Below are 20,029 nucleotides of genomic sequence, written 5' to 3' on the forward strand. Positions count from 1 at the left end.
CGGCGAGTCCGTTGCCGTGCGCTTTCACTTACGGAACTCTTGACCGACCAGGGGCGATCGCTGCCCACAGCACTTGGAGGCGGCCCGAGGATGCACCGCCTCAGACGGAGGTGACCGGAATGACCCAGCCAACTGCCGAGGAGCACGCGCCCCCCGGCGAGGAGCCCACAGAGCTCAAGCGCGTCATGGGGCCGAAGCTCCTCCTGCTCTTCATCGTCGGCGACATCCTCGGCACCGGTGTCTACGCACTCACCGGGCAGGTCGCGGCAGAGGTGGGCGGCGCGGCATGGGCGCCGTTCATCGTCGCCTTCCTCATCGCCCTCATCACCGCCTTCTCCTACCTGGAGCTGGTGACCAAGTACCCGCAGGCGGCCGGCGCCGCCCTGTACACGCACAAGGCGTTCGGGGTCCACTTCCTCACGTTCATCGTGTGCTTCACGGTGATGTGCTCGGGCATCACCTCGGCGTCCACCGCCGCCCGGGCCGTGGGCTCCAACCTGCTCGCGGGCTTCGGCATCGAGGGATCCAGCACGTGGACGGTGGTCGCCGTCGCCCTCGTGTTCATGGCGCTGGTCGCCGCCGTGAACCTGCGTGGTGTCGGCGAGTCCGTGAAGGCCAACATCGTGCTCACGCTCGTCGAGCTCTCCGGCCTGCTCTTCATCATCCTCGTCGGAGTCTTCGCGGCGTTCGGCGGGAAGGCCGACTTCAGCCGGGTCATGGTGTTCGAGAGCCCCGGCGACAAGAGCGCCTTCCTCGCCGTGACCGCCGCGACGGCACTCGCGTTCTTCGCGATGGTCGGGTTCGAGGACGCGGTCAACATGGCCGAGGAGACGCACGACCCGGTGAAGAACTTCCCGCGCATGATGATCGCCGGCATCGGCATCACCGGCGTCATCTACGTGCTGGTCGCGATCTTCACCGTGGCGATCGTTCCCGTGGGCGAGCTCGGCGCGAGCGACACACCGCTCACGCTGGTCGTCGAGCGAGCCCTGCCCGGCTTCCCCATCGGTTCCATCTTCCCGTTCATCACGATCTTTGCCGTGGCGAACTCGGCGCTGATCAACATGCTGATGGCGTCGCGACTCCTGTACGGCATGGCCAAGCAGAGGGTGCTGCCGCCGTTCCTCGGGCGGGTCTCCCCGCGGCGGCAGACGCCCACCGCGGCGATCGTGTTCACCACCGTCATCGCGCTCGGGCTCATCGTGCTCGTGACGCTGCAGGAGGAGAACGGCGTGATCGCAGCGCTCGGCGGCACGACGTCGCTCCTGCTGCTCGCGGTGTTCACCATCGTCAACGTCGCGGTGCTCAAGCTGCGGAGCAACATCGTGGACCGGAAGCACTTCGTGGCCCCGACCATCCTGCCGATCCTCGGGGCGCTGCTCTGCGCGTTCTTCGTCGGGCCCTGGACCGGGCGTGATCCGCTCCAGTACCAGATCGCGGGCTGGCTGCTGCTCATCGGCGTCATCCTGTGGTTCGTCACCTGGGCGTTCAACCGCCCTGAGCCCACGAGGATCACCGACCCCGACGCGCTCAGCGAGCGCGAGGGCGGCACCAACTAGGCCGGGTGTGTTGCCGAAGTAGAGCGCCTGTCCGCCCGACGCTGGATATCCGGCACCGGGCGGACAGGCGCTCTACTTCGCCGACCACGCGTCCGCGAAGTAGAGCGCCTGTTCGGACATACGCTCTACTTCGCCGAATCGAGCGCCGCCAGCTGGCCCTCCAGGTAGAAGACCTCGTCCAGCAGCACGAACCCGTCGTCGGGATTGCCGTCGTCGACGAAGAACCCCGACATCGCCGCCTGCCACCGCGCGTTGACCTCGGTCGCGGCCATGCCCCGCTGCGCCGCCTCGTAGTCGTCGGTCTCCAGGAACCCGACGAGCAGGCCGTCGTCCCGCAGGAACAGGTGGTAGTCGCGCCAGCCCGTGTCCCGGAGGGCCTCCAGCATCTCGGGCCAGACGGCGGCGTGTGCCGCCCGGTACTCCGGGATACGGTCTGCTCGCACCCGAGACGTGAAACAGACGCGTGCACCAGCGGTGTTGCTCGACATGTCCGGTCCTCCGGTTCCTCGTGAAACGGTTCATAATGTAGCCCGAAGCAAGGAGGCTCTCCATGACCCAGCAGGCCGCTCGCCGACGAGCATCCATCGCCGACGTCGCCCGCGCCGCCGGCGTCTCCGTCGGCACGGTCTCCAACGTCCTCAACCGACCCGAACGCGTGCTGCCGGGCACCCGCGAACGGGTCGAGGCCGCGATCGAGGAGCTCAGCTTCGTCCGCAACGGGTCCGCCCGGCAGCTCCGGGCCGGAACCATCACGACCATCGGCGCGATCGTCCTGGACATCGCCAACCCGTTCTTCACCGACGTCGCACGGGGCATCGAGGAGCGCCTGGACCGCGACGACTTCACGCTCATGGTGGCGTCGTCCGACGACGACCCCGAACGCGAGCAGCGCTACCTGCGCCTGTTCGAGGAGCACGGCGTGCAGGGCGTCATGGTCGTACCGGCGACCGACGACATCGAGCACCTGCTCGCGATCCGCCGCCGTGGCACCGGCGTCGTGCTGCTGGACCGTCCGTCATCGGACCCGAGCATCTCGTCGGTGGCCGTCGACGACGTCCGCGGGGGCGAGCTCGCGGCGCGCCACCTCCTGGACGAGGGCCACACCCGGATCGTCTTCCTCAACGGGCCGCACACGATCCGGCAGTGCGCCGACCGGCACGAAGGCGTGGTCAAGGAGCTCGCCGCCGCCGGGCTCGACCCGGCGTCCGCGCTCCAGGAGATCACCGTCTCCAGCCTCAACGCCGAGGGGGGCGAGGCCGCGATCCGCGGGCTCCTGGAGTCGGGCGAGCGGCCCACCGCCGTCTTCTGCGTGAACGACCTGGTCGCGCTGGGTGTGCTGCGCACGCTTCGCACGGAGAACATCGCGGTCCCCACCGACATGGCGGTGGTGGGATACGACGACGTCGCGTTCGCCGCCGAGCTGTCCACACCGCTCACCTCGATCCGCCAGCCGACGCACGAGCTCGGCGCCCGCGCCGCGGACCTCCTGCTCAGCGGCCCCGACGGGGAGGCAGAGCACGTGATGTTCCAGCCCACGCTGGTGGTGCGGGGCTCCAGCTCCGCGTCGGCGAGGTAGTCCCCGGCGTCAGCTCCGCCGGTCCGACGAGCGGACCTTCACCGGGACCGGGCGCCTGCCACGCGACGCGAGGAATGCGGCGGGCCCGAGGATCGGTACGAGGACGATGACGAGCAGCGTCAGGACGGCCTCCCCAGTCCGCTCCCAGCGCGTCCGGAACCAGACGACGAGCGCGGCGAGGGTCAGTGCGACGGCCACCAGCGCACCAGCTGACCAGATCAGGTCGTACGGCGAGATCGCGAACATGGTCGTCCCATCGGGTCGGGGCAGGCGTAACGGCCGACGCTACTCCACGGCTTCGCGGCCTGTCACTGAATCGGGCGGGGCACCCCGGGATGGTCACCAGGTCTCGACAGGCTCGACCAACGGGGTGGCCGCATCTCGACGGGCTCGACCAACGGGGTGGCCCGGTCTCGACAGGCTCGACCAGCGGGTGTGGTCGAGCCTGTCGAGGGATCAGCCGCGGCCCGGGATCGGGACCGTGGACCAGTCGGTGTCCGAGGCCAGGTAGAAGCCCGGGTACGACGGCTGGTTGTACGTCGTCTGCTGACGCGCCACCTCGGCGCGGTACTGCCGGTCGTGCATGAGCGTGTACATGGCGATGTCCGTCGGCTCGGTGGTCGTGAACAGCCGCAGCGCGCTCGAGTCGGTCGTCCGCACCAGCACCTCCTCACGCCAGTCGCCGAGCACGTCGGCCACGAGGGACGGCGTGCCCTTGGTGCCGTTGTTCGTCAGCGTCCCGTCCAGGGTCTTCACGACGCCGCGCGACCAGTCGGTGATCGTCGGCGTCTGCGCCTCCGCGCCCCCGATGATCTGCGTGGTCCCGTCCCCCGCCCAGCGCACCGACTGGTTGGTGCCCATGGTCGTCGTCGACAGCTGCGCGCCCGTGGCGCTCAGCGTGCCCGACCCGAGGGTGCCGTCCGGCATGGACGCCCAGACCTCGACGCCCGGCACGTCCGAGCGCACGTCGCCGATCATCGCCCGGCCCGTGTCCCGGCCGGAGTACTGCCCGAACAGGACCTCGCCGGTCGCGGCGTCGCGCAGCGCCGAGCCGTACGGCGCCCACGTGCCACCCTCGTGGCAGGTCCAGATCTCGAGTCCGGGCCGCGCCGGGTCGATGTCCGTCACGTGCATCGCGTCACCATGCCCGAGCCCGGCGACCACGCCGGGGTTCGCGGAGCCCTCGGGCAACGTGGCGGCTGACGAGTAGAGCAGCGAGCCGTCGTCGTCGAGCGTCGACGAACCGTAGATGATCTCCTGCTTGCCGTCGGCGTCGACGTCGGCCACGGACAGGGAGTGGAAGCCCTGCGTCGTGAGGCTGCCCCACTCGGGCGAGCTGCCCGGCACCCCGTGCGGGCTGTCGTTGAACGGGTTGGTCATCGCCGTCCATCCCGAGTCCGCGAGCCAGCGCTTGGTCAGGTGCCTGCCGTTCCAGTCGTAGGCCGCGATCGTGGAGCGTGTGTAGTAACCGCGCGCGAAGATCGCGCTGGGCCGGCCGTCGGACAGGTAGGCGACGCCCGACAGGAACCGGTCGACCCGGTTCCCCGGTTCGATGCGGGCCATCGCGTAGTCGCCCCAGCGCAGCCCGTCGTCGGTGCGCCCGGGCTCGTAGTCGACGGTCTCCATCGGCTTGCCGCTGCGCCCGTCGAAGACGGTGAGGTACTCCGGCCCGCTCACCACGAAGCCCTCGAACTTGCGCAGCTGGTTCCGCGTCGAGCGGGCGGGAGCGTAGACGTCGATGAAGTGGTCGGCCGCGGCGCGCGCGTCGGCGTCGGACAGCGGGTAGGACCACCGGCCGTCGATGCCCCACGCCTCCTCCAGGGTGGCGGGCCAGTCCCCGCTGGTCACCTCTGGCCGCGTCGACCAGCCGCGGAACATCTCCACCAGGTGCTCGTAGTAGTCGCCCGCGGACATCCGGTAGTCGTCGGCGTGGGTCACGCCGTCCGCCCGGTCGTCCCGGGGGATCCCGATGTAGCGCCGCCCGGCCGGCTCTCCGTCGTCGTACGTGGTCATGTGCGTGCCGGGGGCGGTCTTGACCATCAGCTCGGCGCGGCCGTCACCGTCGAAGTCGTAGACGGGGAACTGCGTGTAGTGCGCGCCCGCGCGGATGTTGACGCCCAGGTCGATGCGCCAGAGCTGCGTGCCGTCGAGCTCGTAGGCGTCGAGGTAGACGTTGCCCGTGTAGCCGACCTGCGACACGTCCTTGGAGTTGGACGGGTCCCACTTCACGACGATCTCGTACTCGTCGTCGCCGTCGAGGTCCGCGACCGACGCGTCGTTGGCGCGGTACGTGTACGCCTCGCCGGCGGGCGTGACGCCGTCGGCCGGCTTGTTCAGGGGGATGTCGAGGTGCCCGTCGCCCCACACGGTGGCCGACGCCGACCGGCCCGCGTTCGGCCCGCTCAGCGGCACCACCCGGTACCTGGAGCCGGCGGTGCCCGCCGGGTCGACATAGTTGGTCGAGCCCGACACCTTCGCGACGCGCCTGCCGTCGCGGTACACCGCGAAGTCCGGGCTCTTGAGCCCCGCATCGGTATGACCGGTGACCTCGGGCGCGAGCAGCCGCCAGCTCAGGAAGACGCCCTCGCTGGTGGACGCCGCGACAAGCCCGCGCTCGAGCCGCTCGGTGCCCGACGTCGGCCGGTCGCCCTGGGCGCTCGAGTCACCCTGGTCGCTGGTCAGGACTGCATTCGGGCCGGTCTGGGCATTCTGGCCGGTCTGGGCAGTCTGGGCGGACGCCGTGACACCCACCCCGCTCAGGCCGAGGCAGAGTGCCGCCGCCAGGGCAGCCCTGGTCTGGATTCGTCTCGCGATCATGTTCGAATTCCTCTCTGAATTCTCGATCTCACGGAAAGCCGCCCCTACCCAGGGATCCGGCCCGGAACCGACCGTGGTTCCGGGCCGGATCCCTGGGCGGGCGGGGAAGCTGGACGGCGTCAGTCGAGCGCGCGACGCCGCACGCGTCGCGTCTCGACGGCGACCGCCGCCAGGCTCAGCAGGCCGCCCGTCACCAGGACGAGCGGCGTCAACATCCAGACGAGCACCACGCACATCACCAGGGCCGCGAGCAGCAGGGCGGACCCGGACAGGTCGTCCCGGGCGCGTACGGCCCCCCGGGACACCAGCACCCACACACCACGAGGACCCGAGACGGGCCCGGGCTCCGTACCGGGTGAGCCCGGCGCCGGCTCGTCGTCGGACCAGGCGGCCGCGGCGCGCACCAGCACCACCGCCGCGCACGCCGCGACCGCCCACGTCACCCAGCGGACGACGGACGCCCCGGGCAGAGCACCCGACTCCGTCAGCCCGGTGTTCACCACGACCGCACCCGCGGCGAGCGGCAGGAGCGCACCCAGCGCCCAGAGGCCGCGCGCGGCGGCCAACCAGTCCCGCACGAACGTCCGGACCGACGTGTCGTACCCGCCGAGGTGGCGGCGCAGGTGCGCGGAGCCGGCCGCGAGCGCCGCCGGGAGCGTCACCACCGGGAGGCTGCCGACCAGCACGAACAGCCCGGTCAGCAGAGTCTCCCCGAGCAGCGCGAACCGGCTCTCGCCGGCCACGCGCTGCGGGCCGGTCGGCTGCGCGCCGGCCTCGTCCTCTCGTCCGTCGGCGTCCACGCGGCTCAGCCCTTGAGGCCCTGCGTCGCGACCCCGTCGACGAGGTACCGCTGGAACAGCACGAAGAACAGCAGCACCGGCAGGAGCGCGAGCACGGCCATGGCCATCTGTGCGCCGTAGTCGGAGACCGACGTCTGGTCCACGTACATCCGCAGTGCGATGGGCAGCGGGTACGTGTCGGGCTGCTTGAGGTAGAGCAGCGGCCCGAGGAAGTCGTTCCACGACCAGATGAAGGCAAAGATCGAGCTGGTGATCACCGCCGGCCGCATGAGCGGGAGCAGCACGAGCCGGAAGATGCCCCAGTGCCCGCACCCGTCGATCCGCGCCGCCTCGTCGAGCTCACGGGGCAGCCCGCGCAGGAACTGCACCATGAGGAACACGAAGAACGCCTCGGTGGCCAGGAACTTGGGCGCCAGCAGCGGCAGGAACGTGTTCACCATGCCCATGGAGTTGAACAGGATGTACTGCGGGATGATCACCACGTGGAACGGCAGCAGCATCGTGCCGATCATGATCGCGAAGTACACGCCACGCCCCGGGAAGCTGATCCGGGCGAACGCGTACGCCGAGACGGTCGACGACAGGACCACGCCGACCACCGAGCCGACCGCGAGGATCAGCGAGTTGAGGACGAAGGTCCAGAACGAGATCCCGCCGATCCCGCTGAGTGCCGAGACGTAGTTGTCGAGCGTCCACGTCTCCGGCCACAGGTTCACGTTGCCGACGATGTCTCCGGTCGGCTTGAACGTGCTCATGAACATCCACACGCCCGGGTACAGGATCACCACGACGATCGCGATCACGACCACGTGGAAGACCACGGAGCCGGTGCGCCGCCGCTGACGGGCCTTGCTCGACGACGAGTGGTCCCGGTCCGCGAGCAGGGTGGCCCCCGCCTCCAGCGCCGTGTGGTTCGGGTAGCTGGTCTCGCTCATCGCACGTCTCCCGTGTAGTGGACCCACGCACGCGAGGTGCGGAACAGGACAGCGGTGATGATCCCGACGACGAGCACGAGCACCCAGGCCATCGCCGAGGCGTACCCCATCCGGAACTCCGTGAAGCCCTTGATGTAGAGGTAGAACGTGTAGAACAGCGTCGAGTCGGCAGGACCGCCGCTACCGCCGGAGATGATGAAGGCCGAGCTGAACACCTGGAACGCGCCGATGGTCTCGAGCAGCAGGTTGAAGAACAGCACCGGGGACAGCAGGGGGATCGTCACGGAGATGAACCGCCGGATCGGCCCCGCGCCGTCGACCTCCGCCGCCTCGAGCAGCTCCGCCGGGATCTGCTTGAGGCCCGCCAGGAAGATCACCATGGGGGCGCCGAACTGCCACACCGCCAGCAGGATCATCATCGGCATGGTCATGTTCGGGTCGCCCACCCAGCCACCGCCGGGCAGGCCGAAGAACTGCTGGACCTGGTCGGCGATGCCGTCGTCGATGAACATCGCACGCCACACGATCGCCACGGAGACGCTGGCCCCGATGAGCGACGGCGCGTAGAACATCGAGCGGTACGCGCCCTGGCCGCGGTGCTTCGCGTTCAGCAGCAGCGCCACGGCGAGTGCCGCAGCGAGCTTCACCGGCACGCCCACCAGCACGTAGATGGCGGTGACCTGTGCGGACTTGAGGAACCGCGGGTCGGCGAACAGCGTGGTGAAGTTCTCGATACCGACGAACTCCGGCGCCCGGAACAGGTTGTAGTCGGTGAACGCGAGGTACAGCGACATCAGCATCGGGCCGGCTGTCAGCAGTCCGAACCCCAGGAGCCACGGGGACAGGAACGCGTAGCCGGCGCGTATGTCGGCTCGCTTGCGCGGCGACCTGCCGGCGCCGCCCCGCGCGGGGGCCGACGTCGCCGTCGTCCCCCGCGCGCTGCCGCGCCCGGCCGCCTGGCCGCGCTCGGTAGTGGTAGCCGACATGGTCATTCCCCGCCGAGGTTGGCTTCGGCGCTCTGGAACCACTGGTCGGCGAACTCCTGGGCGTTGATGTTGCCGTATGCGAGCTCCTCGCCCAGCCGCTTGAACTCGGCCTCGACGACGCCGTAGCCCTCACCCAGGAGTGGCGTCTCGGCCGTCACCAGGTCGGCCACCTCGTCCTCGTAGGTGACGATCTTGGAGTCGATCGAGCCTTCGGCCAGCTCCATCGCGTCCTTCTGGGCCGGCACGGCGGGCACGCCCTTGGACGTACCGAAGATCTTGCCCACCTCGGGGTCGTTCACCAGGAAGTCGATGAGCGCGGCCGCGGCGTCCGGCTCGTCCGTGTTGGCCGACGCCGAGAGCAGCATCGACGGCTTCCAGAACTGCTGCGAGCCTTCGGCGCCCGTGGGCACCGGCAGGATGCCGAGGTTCTCCGTACCCGCGCCCGCCGCATAGCCGGCCAGCATGTTGTCCCAGGTGATCTCGGTGGTCGCCTCGCCGACCTGCATCCCGCCGAGCGGCTCGACCTGCTTGGCTCGCTGGACCGGGAAGAACACCTTGTCGTCACGCAGCGGCTGGGAGCGCTCGACCCACTCGACGAGGTCCGCCTTCTCGAAGGCCGGCGAGCCGTCCTCCGCGAACGGCACCTTGCCCTGCTGGACCAGCCACTGGCTGAAGATCCACAGGGCGCCGGTGTAGTCCGTGCCACCGTAGACCTGCGGGTCGTGGTCGGCCCCGGCCTCGCTGACCTCACGGAGCCAGGCGTCGTACTCGTCCCAGGTCAGGCCCTCCGCTGGCGGCTCGATGCCGAGCTCGTCCAGGAGGTCCTGGTGGTAGAACATGCCGAGCGTGTTGGTGCTCGTCGGGATGCCGAACTGCCCGCCGTTGACCGCACCGGAGCCGAGCAGCGTCTCGTCGTAGTCACCGGTCTCCAGGTTGACGCCGACCTGGCTCGACAGGTCGAGGAGCTGGTTGTTCGACGCGTACTGGTGGATGTACGCGAGGTCCATCTGGAAGACGTCGGGGAGGGTCTGACCGGCCGCCTCGGTGGTGCGGGCGGTCCAGTAGTCGTCCCAGGCCTGGAACTGGGGCTGGACGTCGATGTTCGGGTACTTCTCCTCGAACAGCTTCGCCGCTTCCTCGTAGCGGTTCGCGCGGTCGTCGTCTCCCCACCAGACGAGCGACAGCTCGATGTCCCGGTCGGTGGCGACGGGCGCGGCCTCGGCCGAGGTGGCGGCGTTACCGCCTCCCCCGCACGCCGAGAGGGTGAGCGCGGCGACCGCCGCGATAGCCGTTGCGTGGACGGCGGCCTTACCGGTGGTGGTGCGTGTGCGAACCACGTGAGCCTCCTTGCTCGTACTGCTGTTGGCGCGCCGGCTGCGTCCTCGACGGCCGACTGAATCGATACAATACCGCTCCGGGAAGCGTTGTCCAGGGCTTCAGGTCAGGAATTCGTAACGAAGTGCACCGATACAACCCATCGACCCCCGAACGTAGGCCGGGTCGCCGGAACCGTCGAACGTAGGCCTGGTCGCCGCATGGCAGGGCGTGCAGCGACCAGACCTACGCCCGCCCGACAAAGGCGACCGGGCCTACGTTCGACGGCGTCGCGACAGCGCCGGGCCGTCAGGCAGGCGCCGGCGCCGTGGCCTTCACCGGCGCCCAAGCCGGCCCGATACCGCGCATGGACTCGTGGAACGGGTCACCCGGCCCGATCTCGCCGGCCCGGACCACCGCGCCGGTGAACGCCGACCGGTAGATGGCGGCGACCAGCTCCAGCGTGCCGCGCACGTCGGCCACGGTGACCGGAGGCGCCTCGCCCGCGACGAACGCCCGGTAGGTCGGCAGGAGCTGGGCGAGGTGTCCGGAGGGCAGGGCCGCGGGGTCCGGCTGCCACAGCGCCCCGACGTCGGCCCGGTCCTTCGCGGGCGTGAACGTCCAGTCGGCATCGTCGTACCCGTACAGGTGCGACAGCTCGATGGTCGCCGCCTCGGTGTCGAACCGCAGGTCAGAGGTCTCCCGCGGGGACAGCAGGGAGTTGGTGATGGTCGCCATCGCACCGTTGGCGAAGCGCACTATCGCCATCGACACGTCCTCGGTGTCCACGTGCCGGGCGAGGCGCCCGGCCATCGCCGTCACCTCGGACCAGGGCCCGAGGACCGCCAGCAGCAGGTCGAACTGGTGGATGCCGTGGCCCATCGTGGGGCCGCCGCCCTCGGTGTCCCACCGCCCGCGCCACGGCACCTCGAAGTACTCGGGCGCGCGGAACCACATGGTGTCGCAGGTCGCGACGAGCGGGCGACCCAGCGCGCCGTCGTCGAGCAGCCGCCGCAGCTGGCGCAGGCCGTGCCCGAACCGGTGCTGGACCACCTGGGTGAACGTCGCGGTGGAGGCCGCCTCGGCCGCCGCGATCCTGTCGATCTCCGCGAGCGAGAGCGTCGCCGGCTTCTCCACGACCACGTGGACGCCGGCCTCGAGCGCGGCGACCGCCGCGTCCACATGAGCGCCCGGCGGGGTGCACACGTGCAGGACGTCGGTGTCGGCGAGCACGTCGGCCAGGTCGGTGCCGTGCCCGGCGACGCCGTACTGCTGCGCGAACGCCTCAGCCCGAGCCGGGTCGATGTCGAGGGCGTGCGCCAGAACGGCGTCCACCCCGTGCTGTGGCAGCGCTGCGATCGCTTCCGCATGGGTCCCGGCGATGGCACCCGTACCCAGGATCGTGACTCTCATGTCTCTCCGCCCTCGTTGACAAAATGAATCGTTTCACCGTCTCGTCTGACCGTACCAGCCCTCGTTGAGTGCGGGATATTTGCGCCCACAGGCGGGCTGAGCGCACAAATGTCCCGCACTCAACGGGGAGGGTCAGCGGACCGACTCGATCTCCTCCGCCACCATGTCCAGGAACGTGTCCGGGGTGGTTTCCGGCAGGAGGCCCGGGAGTCCCAGGAGGGCCCTCACGTCCTCCTCGGCACCAGCAAGGCCCTCGACGTCGCCGAGGCCGTCGGAGCCGCCCGGCACCTCGAAGGCGCTGACCACCGCCTCGAGCTCCTCGGCCCGCGGGTCGTCGACGCCCTCGCCGGAGAGCGTCCGACGTCGAACGAACTCCGCCCAGGCGGCCAGCGCGAACGCGACACCGCGCGGCTCCCGGCCGGCGGCCAGCGCGTCGCTCAGGACACCACCCCACCGGTACGGGATCTTCTGCGTGCCGTCCATCGCCACCTGCGCCGTCGTGTGCCCGGTGTGCGGGTTGGCGAACCGGGCGAGGATCTGCTCGCCGTACTGGTGCAGGTCCAGGCCCTCGGGCGGGGTGAGCGTCGGCAGCGCGTCCTCGAAGAGGTACTGGCGGGCGCGCTCGGCGATCGCGGGATCGGCCATCGCCGCCGCGATCGTCGTGTGCCCTGCGAGCCACCCGGAGTACGCGACCAGGGAGTGGGTCCCGTTCAGCAGCCGCAGCTTGGCCTGCTCGAACGGCGCGACGTCCTTGGTCAAGGTCGCGCCGGCCGCCTCCCACGCGGGGCGCGGGCCGGCGAACCGGTCCTCGATCACCCACTGTGCGAACGGCTCGCCCACCACGAGCCCCTCGTCCCGCACGCCCAGCGCCTGCTCGACGTGGTCGCGCTGCTCCGGCGTCGTCGCGGGCACTATCCGGTCGACCATGGAGCACGGGAACGTGACGTGCGCGTCCAGGAACCCGCGCAGGGCGTCGCCCTCCGTGCCGGGCAGGCCCGCGTCCACGGCCTGCCGCACCAGACGTTCGAGCACGCGGCCGTTGTCCACCATGTTGTCGCAGGTCAGCACGGTGATGGGCGCACCGGATCCCGCACGCGCCGCGAGGCCGCGGACCAGGAGCCCGATCGCCGACGTCGCCGGGCGAACCGGCGACTCCCCCGACGTACCGACCGGCGCACCGGCCCGCAGCGCCTCCAGGTCCCCCGCGACCGCGTCCAGGTCGAGCGCCCCGTCCGGCGTCCGGGCGTACCCCTTCTCCGTGATCGTCAGGGTGACCACGTGCGTGGAGGGCGCCGCGAGCGCCGCGAGCACCCGCTCGGTCTCCTCCGCGGGGTACGCGACGTCGACCACCGAGCCGATCAGCTCGACGGACGACTCCTGCTCGCCCGCCGTGAGCACCGCGTACACGCCGCCCTGCGGGCGGAGCTGGTCGCGGACGGTCGCTGACCGCTGGGTCACGCCGAGGATGCCCCACGCGGTGTCGCCCGTGGCGATCGCCGCACGTTCGGTATAGACGGCCTGGTGCGCCCGGTGGAACGCCCCGATGCCGAGGTGGACGATGCCCACCGCCGTCGGCATCACCGGCGCGTCGATGCCCACGGGGACGTTGTCCCGGTGCAGGCGGTCGTCAGTCATCGCGTGTCTCCTTCACCTGTGCCACGAGCTGCGTCGGGTTCACGAACCGCAAGGCAGCCACGAGCATGACGAGCATGGTCGCTGTATAGATCACCGACATGGCCGAGATGAGCTGTCTCGCCTCGCCACCGCCGGCGGATGTCATGCCACGGTAGATCGCTACGACGAGTGTGTCCGATCCAGGGCCGGACACGAGGAACGTCAGCTCGAACAGCCCGACGGTCCGGACGAGCACGAGGATCGCCGCGGCGAGGATACCGGGCACGAGCAGCGGGGCCAGGATGCGCGTGAACACCTGCCGGGTCCGCGCACCGCACATCCGGGCGGCGGACTCGATGGCCGGGTTGATCTGCTCGATGAACGGCGTCATGGTCAGGATCACGAACGGCACGGACGGGACGAGGTTGACCAGCACGACGGCGGTCAGCGTGCGCCCGAGCCCGAACGAGTACATGACCGTCGCGAGCGGGATGCCGTAGGTGATGGGCGGCATGAGCACCGGCAGCAGGAACAGCAGCATGATCGCGCGCTTGCCCGGGAAGTCGCGGCGGGCGAGCACGTACGCGGCGGGCACGCCCACGGCTACGGAGATGACGACGACGAGCGCCGCCACGCCGACCGTGACGCCGACGACCTCGCCCAGCGCGAACCGGTCCCAGGCCTCGGTGTAGCGCTCGGTGGTCAGGCCTTCGGGCAGCCAGGTGTCGAACCACTGCCGCCCGAACGAGTCGACGACGACCGCGCCGAGGATGCCCAGCAGGAACACCCCGAACGCGGTCATGCCTGCCCAGACGAACCAGGTGGACGGCCGGGCGGCGATCGGCCGCTCCAGCGTTGAAGCGGCCATCAGCCCTTCCCTCCGGTCGTCCCTCGGTACAGCAGCGACCGCAGGCCCAGCACGGCCACCACGACGATCAGCTCTACCGCGCCCATCATCAGCGCGATGGTGGACGCCATCGCGTAGTCGTTCTGCTCGCCGAACGCCCGGAACGCCATGAGCGACATGACACGGGTCTCGCCCATGGCGTCACCGACGAGCCGCGCCGAGGGAAACACCGAGAAGGCGAGCACGAACGTCAGGATGAAGGTGGTCGCGAGGCCCGGCGCCAGCAGCGGCAGGATGATCCGCCGGAACCGCTGCCACCAGCCCGCGCCGAGCGTCTTGGCCGCCCGCTCCAGCGACGGGTCGATACCCGACAGGTAGGACGAGATGAGCAGGAACGCGAACGGGAAGCCGGTGATGACCAGGGAGAACATGACGCCCAGGTAGTTGTTCACGAGCTTGAGCGGTTCGTCGATCAGGCCGATCTCGAGCAGCGTCCGGTTGATCCAGCCCTGCCGTCCCGCGAAGATCAGCAGCCCCTGCGCGGTGAGCACCGTGCCCAGCGTGATGGGCAGGACCAGCAGCGACGTCAGCAGCCGCTTGCCGCGGAACCGGTGCCGCAGCACCATCGCGACCGGCACCGACGCCAGCACGTTGAACAGCGCGGCGGGGAGCGCGAGCCGCATCGTGATACCGACGGAGTCGAACACGAACGGGTCGCGGAAGAACGCCACGTAGTTCGCGAAGATCCCGCCGCCCCACTGCTCCTGCATCGCCGCGGTGGGCTGGACGGTGAGCCCGATCCCGTACGAGAACGGGTACACGAACAGCGCGACCGCCACGACGAGGCCGGGCACCAGCAGGAGCAGGACCGGGTCGACGCCGCGCTCGGCCAGGCGGTGCCGCAGGCTCGCGGTGGCCCTGCCCGCCCGCGGCCCGCCACCGCCGCTCATGTCGTCCCTCCCCGGCCTGCCTGGGTCGCGGTCCTCATGCCGCCACCTCTACCGGCGCGACGGCGTCCAGCGACTCCGGGAACACCAGCACCCGATCGACCGGCGCCGTCAGCCGGACGCCGCTGCCGACCTGCGGGGCCGACTGCGTCCGGGCGTGCAGCATCGTGTCGCCGGTCTGCACCCCGACGGCGTGCTCGCGGCCGTGGTACTCGACCACGGCGACGGTGCCGGGAACGGCGCCCGCTCCGCCGCCGTCGATCGAGCCACCGCCGCTGGTCGAGCCTGTCGAGACCACCACGAAGTCCTCCGGCCGGATCGCCACCCGCACCTGGTCCCCCGCGCTCAGCGCGCCGACCGCACGCCCCGTGAGCCGGACCCCGCCGTCGGCCGTCCCGGGGAGGGCGACCACCACCTCGCCCCCGGACGCCGAGACGACGGTCGCGGTCAGGATGTTGCGGTACCCCATGAAGTCCGCGACGTACCAGCTCGTCGGGCTCTCGTAGAGCTCGTCGGGCGTGCCCACCTGCTGCACGCGCCCCTCGCGCATGACCACCAGGCGGTCGGCCAGGGACAGCGCCTCCTCCTGGTCGTGCGTCACGTAGATGGTCGTGAGCCCCAGCGACTGGTGCAGACGCCGGATCTCCGTGCGCATGTCGAGGCGGAGCTTCGCGTCGAGGTTCGACAGGGGCTCGTCCATCAGCACCAGCGACGGTTCCAGCACCACCGCGCGCGCGATCGCGACGCGCTGCTGCTGCCCGCCCGAGAGCTGGCCCGGCAGCTTCTTCGCGTGCTCGCCGAGCTTGACGAGCTTGATCGCCTCGCGCACCCGCGAGTCGATCTCGGCCCGGGGCCGCCCCTGCATCTGCAGGCCGAACGCGACGTTCTTCTCCACGGTCAGGTGCGGGAACAGCGCGTAGGACTGGAAGACCATCCCGAACCCGCGACGCTCGGGCGGCAGGGTGTCGATGCGCTTGCCGTCGAGCAGGATCTCGCCGTGCGTCAGCGGGAGCAGGCCGGCGAGGCAGTTCAGCGCGGTCGACTTGCCGCAGCCCGACGGCCCGAGCAGGGCGACGAACTCGCCGGACCTGATCGTCAGGTTCAGGTCGGACAGCGCGTCCACCCCGCCGAACCGCCGTCCGACACCGCGCAGCTCCAGGGAATCGAAGTCACTCACTCAGGACTCCTCCTCCACCTTGCCGCCGCCGACCTCGCGGTCCCAGATGTCGAACGCCTTGACCATCGACTCGGCGTCGAGCGGCACGACGGCGTCCTGGGACTCGATGAGCTCGTCGAACATCGGGCGGCCGAACTCCTCGATCACGTCCTGGGACTCCTGCGGCGCGAGGTCCAGCGTGGCGCCCTCGACGGCCGGGCCGGGGTAGAAGTAGCCGGCGTCGTACGCCTTGGCGTTCTGCTCGGGCGTGAGCATGTCCTGCAGCAGGAGCATGATCGCGCTGATCTTGTCCGCGCTCTGCCCCTTCGGGATGGCCGCGTAGTGCGCGTCGGTCACCCAGGTGAAGTCGTCGAACGCGGCGGCCTGCAGCTTGTTGGGGAGCTGGCCCTCGGCGCGCGGCGCGATCTCCCAGCCGGTCGTGGTGGGGATCATCGCCCAGGTGCCGTCGGCCATGTTGGTCACCACCTGGCCGGTGCCCGTCGGGTAGGTGTCGACGTACTCGCCGAGCTCCTTGAGGTACGCCCAGGTCTTGTCCCAGCCGTTCTCGGGGTCGGTCGGGTCCTCGTCGCCCAGGATGTAGGGCAGGCCCATGAGGAAGGTGCGGCCCGGGCCCGAGTTCGCCGGGCGGGCGTACCCGAACTTGCCGGGGTTGGCCTTCGCCCACTCCAGCAGCTCCTCCGGGGTCGCGGGCGGCGCGTCGACGACGTCGGGGTCGTACTGCAGCAGCGGCCCCGAGGGGTAGTACGTCGTCACGACGCCGAAGCCCTGGGCGAGCTCCTGCATCTTCGCGGCGGGTTCCAGATAGTTCTCCTGGTTCGACACGCGGTCGCCGTAGTCGTCCACGATCGGGAGCCACAGGTCCTGGCTGATGCCGGCGGCCAGCCCGTCGTTGCCGGTGAACACGACGTCGATGGACAGGTTGCCGCTGTCGACCTGCGGCTTGACGATGCCTGTGACGTCGGGCGCGCCGCCCGTCTCCCAGGTGACCGACTCGATGACGTCCGGGTTGTTCTCGACGAACTCGTCCACCATGCCCTCGGTGAGCCGCTGGTTGCCCGCGACGTCGAGGATGTTCAGCGTGACGGGCTCGGAGGGCGTGTCGGGGACGTCCGCCGCGTCGGTGACGGCTCCGCCGCCCTCCCCGCCTGGGGGCGCGGGCGGGGTGCAGGCGGTCAGCAGGGTCAGTGCCGCGACGCCGGCGAGCGCCACAGCCTTCTTGGAGGTGCGCATGGTGCCTTCCTCTCTCTCGGGCTCCTTCGCCCAGGGTGTGTTGCCGGGACGGGCGTCAGTTGACCGGCCCGGCAGGTACGGGTCCTGTGGACCCGCGAATCGTGAGCTCCACGGGGAGCTCTGAGCTGGCGGACGTCCCGCCGCGCAGGCGCGCCAGCAGCAGGTCGACGGCGCGGCGGCCCAGCCGGGCGAGCGGTGCGTGCACCGTCGTGAGCGCCGGCGAGACGAGGGTGGCGAGCTGGACGTCGTCGAACCCGACGACGGACATCTCGCCCGGCACGTCGACGCCGCGGTGCCGGAGCCGGTCCAGGATCCCGAGCGCCATGAGGTCGTTGAACGCGACGACGGCGGTCACGCCGCTCGCCAGCGCGTAGTCGGCTGCCTGGGTGCCGCCGGCGAAGTACGGCTGGAACGTGCCGAGCTCCACCAGCTCGACGTCCCGCTGCTCGGCGGCAGCCTTCAGCCCGGCGACGCGGCGTCCGCCCGACCACGACGACGACGGACCGGCCGCGACGCCCACCTTCCGGTGCCCGAGCGCGTACAGGTGCCCGAGCACCTGGGCGACGCCGTCGGCGTCGTCCACCGAGACGCACGGGGCCTCCGGCGACACGGCGCCGGACGTGCCGGCCAGCTCCCGGTTCGCCAGGACCGCGGTCACGCCCGCCAGCGCCGCGCGCAGCTCCGCGTCACCCGTCCGCGGCGAGGCGACGACCAGGCCGTCCGTCCGGGCGGCGAGGGCGCCGATCAGCTCGGCCTCGACGTCCGGGTCCTCGTCGGAGTCGGCGACGAAGACCTCGTAGCCCTCCGCGCGGGCACGCGCCTGCACGGCCTTGGTCACGGTGGCGAAGTAGGGGTTCTCCAGGTCGGGCACCAGCAGGCCGACGGCGTGCGTGCGCCCCATCCGCAGGCCGCTCGCCGCCTGGTTCGGCCGGTAGCCGAGCTCGGCGGCCACCCGCGTCACACGTTCGAGGGTCTCCGCGGCCACCCGTTCGGGATTGGAGAGGGCCCGCGACACGGTGGAGATCGAGACTCCGGCGGCGCGAGCGACGTCGTGCACCGTGACCATGGCACCTCCTTGTGACCGTTGCGACACTGCAAACGTTTGCACCATACCCTAGGTTAGAGTGCAAACGTTCGCACCACCCTCCGTCCGGCCGCCCGACCGGCCCGGCAATGACGCCAGGAGCACACGAATGACCGCATGGACCCTGCATCCCGACCGAGCGCTGCCCGCCGACCCCGTGACGCGGCCGATCGCCCGCGAGATCTACGAGGCGGTGCAGGACCTCCCGATCGTGTCGATGCACGGCCACGTCGACGTCACGGCCTTCGCCGACGACGAGCCGTTCCCGGACCCGGCGCAGCTCCTCGTGGTGCCCGACCACTACCTGACGCGGATGCTCGTCTCGCAGGGTGCCCAGCTCCCGGAGCTGGGCGTGGGGCCAGTGGACGGGCCGGGCTTCGAGTCCGACCCGCGCGAGATCTTCCGGCGCTTCTGCGCGGGCTGGAAGCATTTCCGCGGTACGCCCACGCGGTATTGGATGGAGCATGAGCTCGTCGAGATCTTCGGCGTCACGGTGCGGCCTTCCGCCGAGACCGCCGACCAGATCTACGACCAGATCGCCGAGACCCTTGCTGACCCGACCTTCCGGCCGCGTGCCCTCCTCGACCGGTTCGGCATCGAGATCATCGGCACCACCGACCCTGCCTGGAGCACGCTCGACGAGCACGCCCGCCTCGCCGCCGACCTACCGGGCCGGGTGCTCCCCACCTTCCGCCCGGACCCGCTGCTGCACCCCGCCCGGGCCACCTGGCAGGGCGACCTGGAGCGGCTCGCCACGGCGTCGGGCATCGCCACGGACACCTATGCGGGCTACCTGGCGGCGCTCCGCGAGCGCCGCGCCGCCTTCGTCGCGGCCGGCGGCCTGGCCACCGACCACGGCCACCTCAGCGCGGACACGACCCCGCTGCCCGACGACGTCGCGAGCAGCCTGTTCGAGAAGGCGCTGCGGGGCAGCTCCGACGGGTCGGGGATCAGCACGGCGGAGGAGTCCGCGTTCTCCGCGCACATGCTGTTCCAGATGGCGGCGATGTCCGTGGAGGACGGCCTGGTCATGCAGTTCCACCCCGGCGTGCTCCGGGATCACGACCCCGCCGTCGCCGCGACGTTCGGACCCGACAAGGGGTACGACATCCCGGTCGTCACCGAGTTCGCGCACGGCCTGCGGCCGGTCCTGGAGGCGTTCGGCAACTCGGCGAGCTTCCGGATGATCGCGTTCACCGTCGACGAGGACGTGTACTCGCGTGAGCTGGCGCCGCTGGCGGGCGTGTATCCGGCGCTCCGGCTCGGTGCGCCCTGGTGGTTCCTGGACGCGCCGGACGCGATGCGCCGGTTCCGGGAGGCGGCGACGGAGACCGCGGGGTTCTCGAACATGTCGGGCTTCGTCGACGACACCCGCGCGTTCTGCTCGATCCCCGCACGCCACGACCTGGCCCGCCGGGTCGACGCCGGCTACCTGGCCCGGCTGGTCGCCGAGCACCGGCTGGACCTGGACGAGGCAGTCGACACCGCTGCTGACCTGGCCTACCACCTGCCGAAGCTGGCCTACGCCGCCCGCTGACCCTTCGCTGGTCGAGCTCGTCGAGACCCCGCACTCTTCGAGGTCTGGGTTTCTCCCTTCTGGAATGTTTCAGAACTGAGAAACCTGGGCCTCGAAGTGCGTCATCCGCCGGGCGCCGGGCCTGTTGTGTCCCTGGGTGAGCCCTGGTCCGGGGTGGACCTGGACCAGTTCGCTGAGGCACAGTTCAAGCACG

General features: G+C 70.6%; 17 protein-coding genes. 3 read left to right on the top strand and 14 right to left on the bottom strand.

Features of this window, described 5'->3' with window-relative positions:
- Positions 1-119: 119 nt before the first annotated feature.
- Positions 120-1,559, top strand: a complete 1,440-nt coding sequence (locus ACFO6V_RS13030) for an APC family permease (RefSeq protein ID WP_377135986.1) — start codon at positions 120-122, stop codon at positions 1,557-1,559.
- Between the two features lie 125 nt (positions 1,560-1,684).
- Here ACFO6V_RS13030 and ACFO6V_RS13035 read toward each other — a convergent pair whose 3' ends face one another.
- Entirely contained in the window at positions 1,685-2,047 is a 363-nt protein-coding gene (locus ACFO6V_RS13035; protein ID WP_377135988.1) for an L-rhamnose mutarotase, read from the bottom strand.
- A 62-nt stretch (positions 2,048-2,109) separates the two neighbouring features.
- Between ACFO6V_RS13035 and ACFO6V_RS13040 the strand changes: the two genes are divergently transcribed.
- Positions 2,110-3,135 (top strand): LacI family DNA-binding transcriptional regulator, encoded by a 1,026-nt coding sequence (locus ACFO6V_RS13040; RefSeq protein WP_377135990.1) that lies wholly within the window; start codon positions 2,110-2,112, stop codon positions 3,133-3,135.
- A 9-nt stretch (positions 3,136-3,144) separates the two neighbouring features.
- Here the strand turns inward: ACFO6V_RS13040 and ACFO6V_RS13045 are convergent, their stop codons facing one another.
- The 13 genes from ACFO6V_RS13045 to ACFO6V_RS13105 form a co-directional block, all read right to left on the bottom strand.
- Complete coding sequence (locus ACFO6V_RS13045) at positions 3,145-3,381, bottom strand: hypothetical protein (RefSeq protein WP_377135992.1); 237 nt, start codon at positions 3,379-3,381, stop codon at positions 3,145-3,147.
- A gap of 210 nt (positions 3,382-3,591) precedes the next feature.
- Entirely contained in the window at positions 3,592-5,952 is a 2,361-nt protein-coding gene (locus ACFO6V_RS13050) for a rhamnogalacturonan lyase (RefSeq protein ID WP_377135994.1), read from the bottom strand.
- Between the two features lie 119 nt (positions 5,953-6,071).
- On the bottom strand, positions 6,072-6,752 hold the full coding sequence (locus ACFO6V_RS13055; RefSeq protein ID WP_377135996.1) for a Poxvirus protein I5: 681 nt from the start codon (positions 6,750-6,752) through the stop codon (positions 6,072-6,074).
- 5 nt (positions 6,753-6,757) lie between these two features.
- Positions 6,758-7,687: a carbohydrate ABC transporter permease gene (locus ACFO6V_RS13060; protein WP_377135998.1), complete on the bottom strand. Its 930-nt coding sequence runs from the start codon at positions 7,685-7,687 to the stop codon at positions 6,758-6,760.
- A complete protein-coding gene (locus ACFO6V_RS13065; protein ID WP_377136000.1) occupies positions 7,684-8,673 on the bottom strand; it encodes a carbohydrate ABC transporter permease in 990 nt (329 codons plus the stop codon). The genes ACFO6V_RS13060 and ACFO6V_RS13065 overlap by 4 nt, the downstream gene beginning before the upstream one ends.
- 2 nt (positions 8,674-8,675) lie before the next feature.
- On the bottom strand, positions 8,676-10,010 hold the full coding sequence (locus ACFO6V_RS13070; protein WP_377136002.1) for an ABC transporter substrate-binding protein: 1,335 nt from the start codon (positions 10,008-10,010) through the stop codon (positions 8,676-8,678).
- Between the two features lie 286 nt (positions 10,011-10,296).
- On the bottom strand, positions 10,297-11,400 hold the full coding sequence (locus tag ACFO6V_RS13075; protein ID WP_377136004.1) for a Gfo/Idh/MocA family protein: 1,104 nt from the start codon (positions 11,398-11,400) through the stop codon (positions 10,297-10,299).
- Positions 11,401-11,532: 132 nt separating this feature from the next.
- Positions 11,533-13,035 (bottom strand): mannitol dehydrogenase family protein, encoded by a 1,503-nt coding sequence (locus ACFO6V_RS13080; RefSeq protein WP_377136006.1) that lies wholly within the window; start codon positions 13,033-13,035, stop codon positions 11,533-11,535.
- Positions 13,028-13,882: an ABC transporter permease gene (locus ACFO6V_RS13085; RefSeq protein WP_377136008.1), complete on the bottom strand. Its 855-nt coding sequence runs from the start codon at positions 13,880-13,882 to the stop codon at positions 13,028-13,030. The genes ACFO6V_RS13080 and ACFO6V_RS13085 overlap by 8 nt, the downstream gene beginning before the upstream one ends.
- Entirely contained in the window at positions 13,882-14,811 is a 930-nt protein-coding gene (locus ACFO6V_RS13090; protein WP_377136010.1) for an ABC transporter permease, read from the bottom strand. Before ACFO6V_RS13090 ends, ACFO6V_RS13085 begins: the two co-directional genes overlap by 1 nt.
- Positions 14,812-14,845: 34 nt before the next feature.
- A complete protein-coding gene (locus ACFO6V_RS13095) occupies positions 14,846-15,985 on the bottom strand; it encodes an ABC transporter ATP-binding protein (protein ID WP_377136012.1) in 1,140 nt (379 codons plus the stop codon).
- Positions 15,986-17,215 (bottom strand): extracellular solute-binding protein, encoded by a 1,230-nt coding sequence (locus tag ACFO6V_RS13100; RefSeq protein WP_377136014.1) that lies wholly within the window; start codon positions 17,213-17,215, stop codon positions 15,986-15,988.
- Between the two features lie 55 nt (positions 17,216-17,270).
- Complete coding sequence (locus ACFO6V_RS13105; RefSeq protein WP_377136016.1) at positions 17,271-18,281, bottom strand: LacI family DNA-binding transcriptional regulator; 1,011 nt, start codon at positions 18,279-18,281, stop codon at positions 17,271-17,273.
- A gap of 127 nt (positions 18,282-18,408) precedes the next feature.
- Here ACFO6V_RS13105 and uxaC point away from each other — a divergent pair, with 127 nt between their 5' ends.
- Entirely contained in the window at positions 18,409-19,836 is a 1,428-nt protein-coding gene (gene uxaC, locus ACFO6V_RS13110) for a glucuronate isomerase (RefSeq protein WP_377136018.1), read from the top strand.
- The last annotated feature ends 193 nt before the right edge of the window (positions 19,837-20,029 follow it).

Origin of the sequence: Promicromonospora alba (genome assembly GCF_042654905.1) — a bacterium.
Classification (GTDB): Bacteria; Actinomycetota; Actinomycetes; order Actinomycetales; family Cellulomonadaceae; genus Promicromonospora; species Promicromonospora alba.

Excerpts from the sequence above, each read along its gene's own strand:
- ACFO6V_RS13050 (WP_377135994.1), bottom strand. The coding sequence starts at position 5,952 with ATGATCGCGAGACGAATCCAGACCAGGGCTGCCCTGGCGGCGGCACTC.
- ACFO6V_RS13045 (WP_377135992.1), bottom strand. The coding sequence starts at position 3,381 with ATGTTCGCGATCTCGCCGTACGACCTGATCTGGTCAGCTGGTGCGCTG.
- ACFO6V_RS13060 (WP_377135998.1), bottom strand. The coding sequence starts at position 7,687 with ATGAGCGAGACCAGCTACCCGAACCACACGGCGCTGGAGGCGGGGGCC.
- ACFO6V_RS13105 (WP_377136016.1), bottom strand. The coding sequence starts at position 18,281 with ATGGTCACGGTGCACGACGTCGCTCGCGCCGCCGGAGTCTCGATCTCC.
- ACFO6V_RS13030 (WP_377135986.1), top strand. The coding sequence starts at position 120 with ATGACCCAGCCAACTGCCGAGGAGCACGCGCCCCCCGGCGAGGAGCCC.
- ACFO6V_RS13035 (WP_377135988.1), bottom strand. The coding sequence starts at position 2,047 with ATGTCGAGCAACACCGCTGGTGCACGCGTCTGTTTCACGTCTCGGGTG.
- uxaC (WP_377136018.1), top strand. The coding sequence starts at position 18,409 with ATGACCGCATGGACCCTGCATCCCGACCGAGCGCTGCCCGCCGACCCC.
- ACFO6V_RS13085 (WP_377136008.1), bottom strand. The coding sequence starts at position 13,882 with ATGGCCGCTTCAACGCTGGAGCGGCCGATCGCCGCCCGGCCGTCCACC.
- ACFO6V_RS13090 (WP_377136010.1), bottom strand. The coding sequence starts at position 14,811 with ATGAGCGGCGGTGGCGGGCCGCGGGCGGGCAGGGCCACCGCGAGCCTG.
- ACFO6V_RS13100 (WP_377136014.1), bottom strand. The coding sequence starts at position 17,215 with ATGCGCACCTCCAAGAAGGCTGTGGCGCTCGCCGGCGTCGCGGCACTG.
- ACFO6V_RS13080 (WP_377136006.1), bottom strand. The coding sequence starts at position 13,035 with ATGACTGACGACCGCCTGCACCGGGACAACGTCCCCGTGGGCATCGAC.
- ACFO6V_RS13065 (WP_377136000.1), bottom strand. The coding sequence starts at position 8,673 with ATGTCGGCTACCACTACCGAGCGCGGCCAGGCGGCCGGGCGCGGCAGC.
- ACFO6V_RS13040 (WP_377135990.1), top strand. The coding sequence starts at position 2,110 with ATGACCCAGCAGGCCGCTCGCCGACGAGCATCCATCGCCGACGTCGCC.
- ACFO6V_RS13075 (WP_377136004.1), bottom strand. The coding sequence starts at position 11,400 with ATGAGAGTCACGATCCTGGGTACGGGTGCCATCGCCGGGACCCATGCG.